Origin of the sequence: Pseudonocardia sp. MH-G8, assembly GCF_002262885.1 — a bacterium.
In the GTDB taxonomy this organism is placed as follows: Bacteria; Actinomycetota; Actinomycetes; order Mycobacteriales; family Pseudonocardiaceae; genus Pseudonocardia.
In genome coordinates, this window is sequence record NZ_NKYF01000022.1 from 147,520 (window position 1) to 157,912 (window position 10,393).

General features: G+C 70.6%; 11 protein-coding genes and 1 pseudogene. 5 read left to right on the forward strand and 7 right to left on the reverse strand.

The annotated features are described in order from the left end of the window. Positions 1-12: 12 nt before the first annotated feature. Entirely contained in the window at positions 13-1,194 is a 1,182-nt protein-coding gene (locus tag CFP66_RS34410; protein ID WP_143517456.1) for a glycosyltransferase, read from the reverse strand. Between the two features lie 121 nt (positions 1,195-1,315). Between CFP66_RS34410 and CFP66_RS34415 the strand changes: the two genes are divergently transcribed. After that, entirely contained in the window at positions 1,316-1,960 is a 645-nt protein-coding gene (locus CFP66_RS34415; RefSeq protein ID WP_198961848.1) for a TetR/AcrR family transcriptional regulator, read from the forward strand. Between the two features lie 19 nt (positions 1,961-1,979). On the opposite strand, the gene CFP66_RS34420 is transcribed toward CFP66_RS34415, so the two are convergent. Beyond that, a complete protein-coding gene (locus CFP66_RS34420) occupies positions 1,980-3,188 on the reverse strand; it encodes an FAD-dependent monooxygenase (RefSeq protein ID WP_094929511.1) in 1,209 nt (402 codons plus the stop codon). Positions 3,189-3,301: 113 nt separating this feature from the next. On the opposite strand from CFP66_RS34420, the gene CFP66_RS34425 reads away from it, so the two are divergent. After that, complete coding sequence (locus tag CFP66_RS34425) at positions 3,302-3,796, forward strand: MarR family winged helix-turn-helix transcriptional regulator (RefSeq protein WP_094929512.1); 495 nt, start codon at positions 3,302-3,304, stop codon at positions 3,794-3,796. A 24-nt stretch (positions 3,797-3,820) separates the two neighbouring features. Here the strand turns inward: CFP66_RS34425 and CFP66_RS34430 are convergent, their stop codons facing one another. The 3 genes from CFP66_RS34430 to CFP66_RS34440 form a co-directional block, all read right to left on the reverse strand. After that, complete coding sequence (locus CFP66_RS34430; RefSeq protein ID WP_094929513.1) at positions 3,821-4,558, reverse strand: phosphotransferase family protein; 738 nt, start codon at positions 4,556-4,558, stop codon at positions 3,821-3,823. A gap of 57 nt (positions 4,559-4,615) precedes the next feature. Then, on the reverse strand, positions 4,616-4,816 hold the full coding sequence (locus CFP66_RS34435; RefSeq protein WP_094929514.1) for a hypothetical protein: 201 nt from the start codon (positions 4,814-4,816) through the stop codon (positions 4,616-4,618). Positions 4,817-4,940: 124 nt separating this feature from the next. Next, positions 4,941-5,825, reverse strand: a complete 885-nt coding sequence (locus CFP66_RS34440) for an AraC family transcriptional regulator (protein WP_094929515.1) — start codon at positions 5,823-5,825, stop codon at positions 4,941-4,943. A gap of 102 nt (positions 5,826-5,927) precedes the next feature. On the opposite strand from CFP66_RS34440, the gene CFP66_RS34445 reads away from it, so the two are divergent. Further along, entirely contained in the window at positions 5,928-7,004 is a 1,077-nt protein-coding gene (locus tag CFP66_RS34445) for an aldo/keto reductase (protein ID WP_094929533.1), read from the forward strand. Here the strand turns inward: CFP66_RS34445 and CFP66_RS34450 are convergent. After that, complete coding sequence (locus CFP66_RS34450) at positions 6,967-8,232, reverse strand: TMEM143 family protein (protein ID WP_094929516.1); 1,266 nt, start codon at positions 8,230-8,232, stop codon at positions 6,967-6,969. The genes CFP66_RS34445 and CFP66_RS34450 overlap by 38 nt on opposite strands. Positions 8,233-8,331: 99 nt before the next feature. Between CFP66_RS34450 and CFP66_RS34455 the strand changes: the two genes are divergently transcribed. Then, entirely contained in the window at positions 8,332-9,129 is a 798-nt protein-coding gene (locus CFP66_RS34455) for a thymidylate synthase (RefSeq protein ID WP_094929517.1), read from the forward strand. Then, entirely contained in the window at positions 9,126-9,599 is a 474-nt protein-coding gene (locus CFP66_RS34460) for a dihydrofolate reductase (RefSeq protein ID WP_094929518.1), read from the forward strand. The genes CFP66_RS34455 and CFP66_RS34460 overlap by 4 nt, the downstream gene beginning before the upstream one ends. A gap of 430 nt (positions 9,600-10,029) precedes the next feature. Here CFP66_RS34460 and CFP66_RS34465 read toward each other — a convergent pair. Further along, positions 10,030-10,393: pseudogene (locus CFP66_RS34465) on the reverse strand (Asp/Glu racemase); the annotation flags it as partial.

The window sequence follows — 10,393 nt, forward strand, 5'->3', positions numbered from 1 at the left end:
GCCGTGGCGGACTCAGGAGGTGACGGCGAGCCTGCGCAGCCAGGATTGCAGCGGCAGTGTGCTGTTCTCGCCGCGCAGCGCGTCCCGGACCGCGTGTGCGCCGTCGCGGAGCTGTCGGCTGGACAGGGCGGTGGTGATGGCGGCGGCCAGCCTGCCGCCGTCGGCGTCCTTCGCCGGGATCGGTTCGGTCCCCGCGTCGAGCGCGACCAGTCGGCGTGCCCAGAACGGCTGGTCGGTGTGCACCGGCAGCGTGACGGAGGGGATGCCGGCGCGCAGGGTGGCGGAGGTGATGCCGGCGCCGGCCTGGTGGACGACGACGGCTGCCCGGGGGAGGAGCCAGCTGTGCGGCACCTCGCCCACGTGGAGGATGTCGGGGCTGCCGAGGTGTTCGGCGACCTGGCGCAGGTCCTCGCCCTGCAGGACGGCGCGGGCCTTCGTGGCGGTGAGCGCGTCGGCCACGGCGCGTGCCGTGGCCGAGCTCGTCGGGATGCTGCCGAGGGTGACGACCACGGGGGCGGGCCCGGCGTCGAGGAACTCGAGCAGCGACGGCGGGGGTGCCCAGTCGTCGGGTTCGTGCGGCCACCAGAAGCCGTCGAGGGTCAGCTCCGCGGGCCAGTCGTCCGGGCGGGGGAGCACGGCGGGGCTGATGCCGTGGTGGATCGGCAGTCCTTGCGAGCGTCGTCGCCGTTGTGCGGCTCGACGGCTCTCGGGGGGCAGCCCGAGCTCCGAGCGGACCCGTTGGCGGGCCGGGTCGTAGGGCGTGCGTACCTGCTGCGCGAGGTGACCTGCCATCCGGTTGCCGACGCGCCCGAGGTCGGTGCCGCTCGCGATCATCGGCGGGTACGCCGCGCTGGGCTGCGAGGGCTGCAGGAGCGCCTCGGCGGAGGGGACCCCGAGGTGCTCGGCGATGTCATGGCCGTACGGGGAGATCGCGTTCGTCAGGACCGCCTCGGCCCCGACGGCAGCCGCCAGGGCCGCCGTGGCGGCCTGGTCCATGTAGGTGCGCAGGGTCGCCAGGTGGGCGCGAACACCTCGCGCACCCACGGTCCCGGAGGGCGGGGTGATCGGAGCGGTGATCGGCGCGATGGAGCATCCGGCGCCGGTCACCAGTGCCTCGTACTCGGAGTTCGCGACGATCGTGACCCGGTGCCCGTCGGCCACGAACGCCGCGCCCAGCCCGGTCGCCGGAGCCACGTCCCCTCTGGTTCCGGGACTCAGGATCAGAACCTGCATCGCCACTCCCTCGTTCGCGAACAACGTTCGCAAAGCTATCTGATGGCATACGCTGTTCGCAAACGGGAGTGGGGGAGGGGCGGTGGAGTCCGAGCTGATCTGGATGCGGCCCGAGAAGTCCGGAGTCGGTCGGCCGGCGGGGCGCAGCAGGGCCGAGATCACCGAGGCGGCCGTGCGGGTGGCCGACCGCGACGGGCTCGCCGGGGTGTCCATGCGGCACGTGGCCGCCGAACTGGGCACCGGGGCCGGCTCGCTGTACCGCTACGTCGAGACCCGTGACGACCTGCTCGACCTGATGGCCGACCACGTCTACGCCGAGTACGACCTCCCCTCCCCGTCCGGCGACTGGCTTTCGGACCTGGTCGACATGGGCCTGCAGGCACGCGAGATCTACCGGCGCCACCCCTGGCTGGCCGAGCTGGTCCTCACCCGGCCCGTCGTCGGCCCGAACGGGGTCGACGTCACCGAGCACTTCCTCGCGGTCCTCGCCGACCACTCGGCTCCCGACGGGGACAAGCTGGTCGCCCTCGCGATGCTCAACGCGATCGTCGCGGCAGCCGCCCGTTCGGAAGCATCCCCGGTCGACGCGCTGCGAAGCGCCCGCTACGTGGCGCATGTCGCCGCCCAGGGCAAGCACCCGCATCTCGCTGCCCTCAGCGGGAAGCCCGAGATCGGCGACCCGCTCCCGGAAGCGCTGAAGCGGATCCTCTCCGGGTTGCTCGGATGACTGCCTGCGACCGGCGCTGTCAGGCGGTTCGGAGGGACTGCTCGTAGTCGGGCAGGTCGAAGGCGGTGTGGGCGGAGCGGCCCTCGGTGCTGGACGGCATCGTCGTGCGGTTGCGCAGGATCGCGTTGCGCGTGTCGAGGTGCTGCCGGGTGCGCGGGGCCACCACGCCGCCGCCCTCCGTCGCGAGGGCCTGGTTGCGCTCCACGAACTCGCGGACCGTGTTCTCGTACGCAGCGAACGCCGTGACGTGGTCGGTCCGGGTGGCCAGCTCGCCGGCGAGGACGTACGCGCCCACCAGCGACACGCTCGACCCCTGACCCGACATGAACGACGTGGCATGGGCGGCGTCACCGGCGAGGGCGACGCGGCCGGTGGACCAGGCGGGCATGTGGATCTGGCTGACGACGTCGAAGAACAGGTCGTCGGCCCCGCGCATGGCCGCCACCATCCGGGGGATCTCCCACACCGTGTCGGGGAACGTCGCGGCCACGAGGTCGCGCTGCGCCTGCGGGTTGCGGAAGGCGGAGAACGGCGGCTCGTCCTGCGCGAAGGTCAAGAACCCGTACGTCGACTCGCCGGGCTCGTACGCGTAGAGGATGGCGGACCTGCCCGGGACGTTCCACAGCACGCCCTCGTGGGCCAGGTCGGCGTCGTTGGGCAGTGTGAAGCCGGCGAAGCAGAAGCCGAGGTAGCGGTGGAAGCGCTCCTCGGGGCCGAAGACCAGGCTGCGGGTGTTCGAGTGCAGCCCGTCGGCGCCGATCACCAGGTCGAACGTGCGCCGGGTGCCGCTGTCGAAGGTGACGTCCACGTGGTCGCCGCGGTCGTCGAGCGTGGCGATGGAGTCGTTGAACAGGAACTCGACCTTGTCCCTGGCCAGGTCGTAGAGGCAGTCGGCCAGGTCGCCCCTGCGCACTTCGAGGTCGACTCCCTCGATGCCGCCGGTGAGGGCCTCGGGGCGCAGTTCGGCCATGACCTCGCCGTCGGGGTCGAGGAACGTGAGCTGACGGCTGTCGACGTGGGCCTGCCGGAGACGTGGCAGCAGGCCCATGCGTTCGACGACGTCGCGGGCGGTGCCCCGGATGTCGATGGCGTACCCGCCTCCGCGCAGGTGGGTGGCCTTCTCCACGACGGTGACCTTGAAGCCGTGGCGGTCCAGCCAGTAGGCGAGTGTGGGACCGGCGATGCTGGCCCCGGAGATCAGGACCTTGCGGTTGGGCGGGTGGTTCATCGGGATCCTTCCTGCGCAGGCCTGAAGCATCGGTAGATGCTTACCTCAGGTATCCTTGTTGGCGGAGCCGAGGGTATAGATACTTACGTCAAGTATGCAAACGAGGGCTGAGGATGAACACAGGAGCGGAGGCTGCAGGCGGTCAGGACGACGAGGTGCTGGCCGTGATGCCCCGGCTGACGCAGCTGGCCAACGCCGTCAGCCGCAGACGCTTGGTCGAGCACGCCATGGCGGCGGCCGGGATCGAGGTGGAGCAGCCGGCCTTCTCCGTCCTGCTCTCGGTGCACCTCGCCGGCGAGCCGCTGAGGATCAGCGAGATCGCGGAGCGGATGCGGATCGTCCAGCCCCACGTCACGCGGCAGGTCCAGCAGCTGGAGCGCCGCGGACTGGTACGCCGCACCGGCGACCCGAACGACCGCCGGGTGAGCATCATCGCGCCGACCGACGAGGGCAGGGAAGCCGCCGAACGTTATGCGAGCAGCCTCATCAGCTGGTTCACCGGCGCCGTCGCCGACTGGTCCGAGCAGGACCGCCGCGACCTCGGCCGCCTGCTCGCTCGCTTCGCCGACGACGTGACGGCCCACCTGGCCACCTTCGACGACAGGTGAGCCCCGGTCGGGGCTCGTGCCACCTCACATCCGGGACCTCAGCACGTCGAACTCGCAGCCTGGCGAGGACGGGTCGAAGCCGTGCTCGATCAGCCAGCGGGCCGCCAGCAGGCTCCGCAGCGACCACCACGCGCGGATCACGTCGATGTCGACGTCGGAGCCGTAGCCGGTGACCACGTCGCCGAGGCGCTCCTCGTGCCCCAGCGTCAAGATGGCGAGGTCGAACAGAGCATCGCCGCGGGCCGCCTCGGACCAGTCGATCACGCCGGTGATCTCGTCACCGTCGACGAACACGTGGGTGATCTGCAGGTCGCCGTGGATGAACACCGGTGTCCACGGCCGGAGCGCGGCCTCGGCGACGTGGCGGTTGCGCGTGATCACGTCCGTGGGGAGGACGCCGTTCGCGGCGAGCCACTCGCATTCGTCGTCGAGCTGCGATGCGATCTCGTCGGGACTGCGGCCGGGCCATGGCGGTAGCGGCGCGTCGTGCAGCGTCCGTGCGGCGGCGCCCGCCGCGGCCCATGCCGCCGACGACGCGAGCGACGGCTCGCCGAGGCGTCCGAGTGCCGTGCCGTCGACGGCGGCGAGCGCGAGCACGGGCGGCTCCCGCCACAGGACCTCCGGAGTGGGGATCGGCGCCAAGGCCATCGCCTCGACCTCGACATCAGTGCGCCCCTGGTCGGCGTCGATCTTCAGGAACACGTCGCCGACGCGTAGCGTCGCGCGCTCGTTGTGGGCGACGACGACCTCGACCTCCTCCACGCGGTCATTGTCGCGGGGATGCGTCCCCACATCACCGGGTTATCGTGCGTCCTTCGTTCAGGGCGACGGCTGCGGCACCGTGCACTCGATCTGCGGGTTCAGCCCGACGTAGTTCAGCGGCCCGACGACGACCGTGGCCAGCACGGTGCCGATCTCGGCGCAGTTGACCTGTTCGTCCCCGGAGAAGTAGCCGCGCTGGTACGCCGCGAATGCGCCGATGACCAGCCAGATGACGACGATGACAGCGCCGATACGCATGTGCGCCTCCGAGTCGTGCCGCTCACCGTGGGCGGGTTGCAGCGGGCACGCTACGTGACCGGCGTCTCACTGCGATCACGATCAGGTAGGCCCGGACCGCCGAGCCGGGCGCTGTGCCCGCAGGTCATCGGCCGGTTCGGGTGCGCATCGCTTCGGCGTCCCTCCCTGGGGACGTGCCGAAGGCCCGGCGGTACTCGCGGTTGAACTGCGAAGGGCTCTCGTAGCCGACGCGGTAGCCGATCTCGGCGACGTCCGCGTCCCGGGTGGCGAGCAGCGTGCGGGCCTCGTGGAGCCGGATCTGTTGCCTGAACTGGATGGGGGTCATCGAGGTCGCGGAGCGGAAATGGCGGTGGAAGGTCGACGGGCTCATGCACGCCAGGTCGGCGAGCTCGGCGATCGCGACGGGCTCGTCGTAGTGCCGGCGTATCCACCGGATCGAGCGGGAGATGTGGGCGAGGCTCCCGTCGGTGGCGCCGATCTGATGGACGAGCGCGCCCTGGTCCCCGGTGAGGAGGCGCCAGAGGATCTCCGTCCGGAGCCCCGGTGCGAGCACCCGCAGGTCGTCGGGCCGGTCGAGCAGGCGCAGGAGCCGGACGATCGGATCGAGCAACTCCTGCGGTGCGGTGCTGACGGCGATGCCGGGGCGCCCTCGGCGCCGCGGGGCGGGCGGGGCCTCCAGGAGCAGCGGTGCGACCGCGGCCGGCGTCAGCGTCATGCTCACCACCACGAGGGGGTCCTCCGCCGTGGCCTCGAGCGCTTGGCCGGTGACCGGTAGGTCGAGGGTCACCACGAGGTACTGGCCGGCCTGGTAGTCGTGGTGGCGGCCGTTGAGCGTCGTCCGCTTGACGCCCTGGGCAACGACGGCGAACGAGGGTTGCGTCATGGCGGCGACCGGGGGCGTCGGCGCTTCGACGACAGTGAGGGAGACGCCGTCGAGCACGGAGACGCTCTGGTGGGCCCCGACGGCGCGCCCGCGAACCAGCGTCCGGAGCTCGTCGAGGCTGTCCACCGGGGGAGTGAAGCACGATCCGCGCGAGGTCGACAGGATCGTGCAAGCCGGAGCCAGGATCGACCTCACGGCGGGCAGGAGTGTCGTGGTCGGGTGGGGACCATGGAGATGCGCAACCTCGGGAGGACCGGAATCACGGTCAGCCCGCTCAGCCTCGGCGCGATGATGTTCGGTGCCTGGGGCAATCCCGATCACGACGACGCCGTCGCCATCATCCACCGGGCCCTCGACGCGGGGATCAACGTCGTCGACACCGCCGATGTCTACTCGGGTGGTGAGTCCGAGGTGATCGTCGGGAAGGCACTGGCCCAGGTGGACCGTTCGCGGGTCGTCCTGGCCACCAAGGTCGGCTCGCCGATGAGCGAGGACCCCAACGCCCGGGGCGGGTCCCGGCGTTGGATCACCGCGGCGTGCGAGCACAGCCTGCGCCGCCTCGGGACCGACTACATCGACCTCTACCAGGTGCATCGGCCCGACGAGTCGGTGGACATCGACGAGACCTTGGGGGCGTTGAGCGACCTGGTCCACGCCGGGAAGATCCGCTCGTTCGGCAGCTCGACGTTCCCCGCGCGGCGGATCGTGGAAGCCCGGTGGATGTCCGAGCACCGCGGGCGGGAGAGGTTCCGCACCGAACAGCCCCCGTACTCGATGCTGGTCCGCGGCATCGAAGGCCACGTGCTCCCGCTGGCGCAGGACTACGGCATGGGCGTCCTCACGTGGAGCCCGCTGGCCGGCGGGTGGCTGTCGGGGCGCTTCGGCGTCGGCAAGGAGAACACCAGCGAGCGGGACAGGCGGCTGCCCGCGCGGCCGGGAGCCGGCGGTCGCTTCGACCTCACGGTGCCGGCCAACCAGCGCAAGCTCGAGCTCGTCACCGAACTGGCGACGGTGGCCGACGACGCCGGGCTGACCATGGTGGAACTCGCCCTGGCCTTCGTGCTGGAACATCCCGCGGTGAGTTCGGCGATCATCGGCCCGCGCACCATGGAGCAGCTCGAGGCGCAGCTCCCGGTACCGGACGTCCGCCTGGAGGAGGCGGTCCTCGACCGCATCGACGAGATCGTCGCACCCGGGACCGATGTCAACACCGAGGACGCGGGGTGGCGGCCCTCGGCGCTGACGGAGGCCCCGAGCCGCCGCAGGCTCAGGCCTGCACCGCGCGCGTCGGTGCGTGGTAGGTGAACAGGTCGTCCCAGGTCTGGTCCAGCCGCCGCTTGGCCTCGTCCAACGCGACGGCGGTGAGACGTCCCCGTCCGTCGTCGTCGATCAGCCCCAGCCGGCGCAACTTGCCCACGCCGTCGTCGACCTCGAAGTCGAACCTTGCGTCCCACCGCCGGTCGAACCAGTCCTCGATCCGCTGGTCCAGCTCCGCGGCGGTGAGCGGCGCGTCGGCGCCGCGCAGGAAGTGGTAGGCGAGCACCGCCTCCTTGACCTCTTCCTCCTCGGCCGCATCCAGCAGGTGGTGGAAGACGCCCGCGTCGTTGTCGAGGTTGCGGAAGTAGAGGCTCTCGGACAGCGACTTCATGAACTTGATCTTGCGGTTCTTGAACTTGGTGAACTGGCGCACCAGGTAGCCGCCGAACGTCGCCAGACCTGCTCCGAGCGCGACGAGCTGGGCCTGGTCGAGCTCGACCGGCTCCCTCCGCACGCCGAGCCAGAACCCCAGCAACAACAACACCGGCAGCAGCGCCGCGACGAGCTTGGTGACGATCACGATGATCCCGGAGACGACCGCCGGGACGCCGATCAGCAGCTTGTCGATGAGACGCATCCGCACCCGCGCGTTGGGGAACAGCATCTCCAGGTCGGCGCGGGGCACGTCCTGGAAGAGCTTGATGATCGTGGAGCCCGGCGTGAACGGCAGGTCGTCGACGTCCCTGTCCTGGGCCTCGAAGTGGTCCGCGCCCTTGAACTTCACATACACGAGGACCTTCCCGTAGTTGGTGAACTCGATGGTCCGGCGGCGCAGGCCGAACAGGTACTTCACCTCCTCCTGCCGGGTGTGCTCGCCGCGTCGGTAGAACACGACCTCCTCGAAGTCGTCGAAGTCGGCCTCCAGCCGGACCTTCATCAACGACTCCTCGACGAACGCGCGGCCGAGGTCGTCGGCCGTGATGCGTTCGAAGTTGGCGTCCTCGGCCAGCGTGGTCAGCTCGTCGACAAGGCGCCGCTGCGCCGCCTGCCGCTCGGCCGGGCCCAGCTCGACGAGCGTGCGCGTGTCGGCGTCCGGGTTGAACGGGTGGTAGGCCTCCTTGAGCGCCTCGAGCCTGCCGCGGAACTCGTGGTGCAGGAGGCTGGCCAGCAACTCGGCGAACATCCGGAACGACTCCCGCTCCTGCGGCGCGACCTCGTCCGCGCACATCGTGACGATGCTGGTCCTGCGGAACGGGATGAAACGCTCACCGGTCACTACGGGCCTTCCTGCACATGAGCTGGCGGGGTTGTCGGTTCGTTCCCGGACCGCCTACGACCCCAAACCCGTCCGGGCGCCACGCTTAGGCTCGGGGGCATGCCGGACACGCAGTACGAACACCTGCTCCGCCACGTGCTCGACACGGGCGCCCGCAAGGGGGACCGCACCGGGACGGGCACGCGGTCGATCTTCGGGCACCAGCTGCGCTACCGGTTGTCCGACGGCTTCCCGCTGATCACGACGAAGAAGGTCCACTTCCGCTCGATCGCGTACGAGCTGCTGTGGTTCCTACGCGGCGACGCGAACGTCACGTGGCTGCAGGAGCACGGCGTCACGATCTGGGACGAGTGGGCCGGGCCCGACGGTGATCTCGGCCCGGTCTACGGCGTGCAGTGGCGGTCGTGGCCGACCCCGGACGGCGGGCACGTCGACCAGATCAGCGAGGTGCTGCGCACGCTGCGCGAGAACCCCGACTCCCGGCGGATCATCGTGTCCGCCTGGAACGTCGCCGACATCCCCCGGATGGCGTTGCCACCGTGCCACGCGTTCTTCCAGTTCTACGTGGCCGACGGAGAGCTCTCCTGCCAGCTGTACCAGCGCAGCGCGGACCTGTTCCTCGGCGTGCCGTTCAACATCGCGAGCTACGCGCTGCTGACGCACATGGTCGCCGAGCAGGTGGGCCTGGCCGTCGGTGACTTCATCTGGACCGGGGGCGACTGCCACGTCTACGACAACCACGAGGACCAGGTCCGCACGCAGCTCGCCCGCGACGCGCGCCCGTTCCCCACGCTGAGCCTGAAGCCGGCGCAGAGCCTGTTCGACTACACCTACGAGCACATCACGATCGACGGCTACGACCCGCACCCGGGGATCAAGGCACCGGTGGCGGTGTGATCGGGCTCATCTGGGCGCAGTCGGCGAACGGCGTCATCGGCCGCGACGGTGCGCTGCCGTGGCACCTGCCCGAGGACATGAAGCACTTCCGCTCCCTGACCGCGGGCGCGACCGTGCTCATGGGCCGCCGCACGTGGGAGTCGCTGCCGCCGCGGTTCCGGCCGCTGCCGGGCCGGCGCAACCTCGTGCTGTCGCGCACGCCGCAGCCGGACGTCGAGAGGGAGGGCGCGGAGACGTTCCCCGACCTGCCGCAGGCGCTCGCCGCGGTGTCCGGGGACGTGTGGGTGATGGGCGGTGCGGCGGTGTACCGGGCGGCGCTGCCGTTCGCGGACCGCATCGTGGTCACCGAGATCAGGGAGCACTTCGACGGTGACACGCACGCCCCGGAGGTGGGACGCCCGCCGGACTCGGTGGGGACGTGGCAGGAGTCGTCGACGGGCCTGCACTACCGCTTCCTGACCTGGGGCTGACGACAGGCCCCGCCGCACACGTCCGGTGGGGTCCGCACACACCGTCCGCCGGCCATGCGAGTCGGGACCAGCTTGATCGTTCTCACCCGCACATGAACTCGCCACGGGCCGCGCTGGTGTTCGGCCCGCAAAAATCAACAGGCGAAGATCGCCGCGACATGTACATCAGCGTCGTTCCGACCGCAGTGGTGTGCCGATCGGATCGATCATGGCCTGGATTCGGATGTCCGATCCGCACGCCCATCGCGAGGCCGCCCAACCGCACGTACGCCTCGAACCAGACGTGCATGGCCCCCGCCAGCACAGGCCCGCAGGCCGGCTCGCGACCCACATGCTGGGCCGCGACTCGCGCGCTTCAGACCCCGACTCGCGGACCCATGTCACACCACGACTCGGTGTGCGGACCGCACCGGATGTGTGCCGTCGACGGCTACGCGGCGGTGGGGTCTCGGTGCCGGCCGCTCAGCAGATCGCCCGCGCCGGGAACCACCGTCGGGAGGCCCAGCTGCGACAAGATCCGGAAGGTGGTGGCGGTGGCTGCGGACAGGACCGGGATGCCGGCCTCGTCCTCGACGGCCTGGATCGATTCGAGGGATGGCATCTGCACGCACGCCGACAGCACGAGGGCGTCGGCGCCGGTGAGGTCGAGTTTGCGCCAGTGTTCGCGTAGGTCGGTGGGGTCGAGGCGGGCGACGGCGAGGTTGTCGGGGACTTCGAGGGACAGGGCGTCGACGACTTCGATGCCGGCGTCTTCGAGGTAGTCGACCACGAGTTGGGTGAGTGGTTTCAGGTAG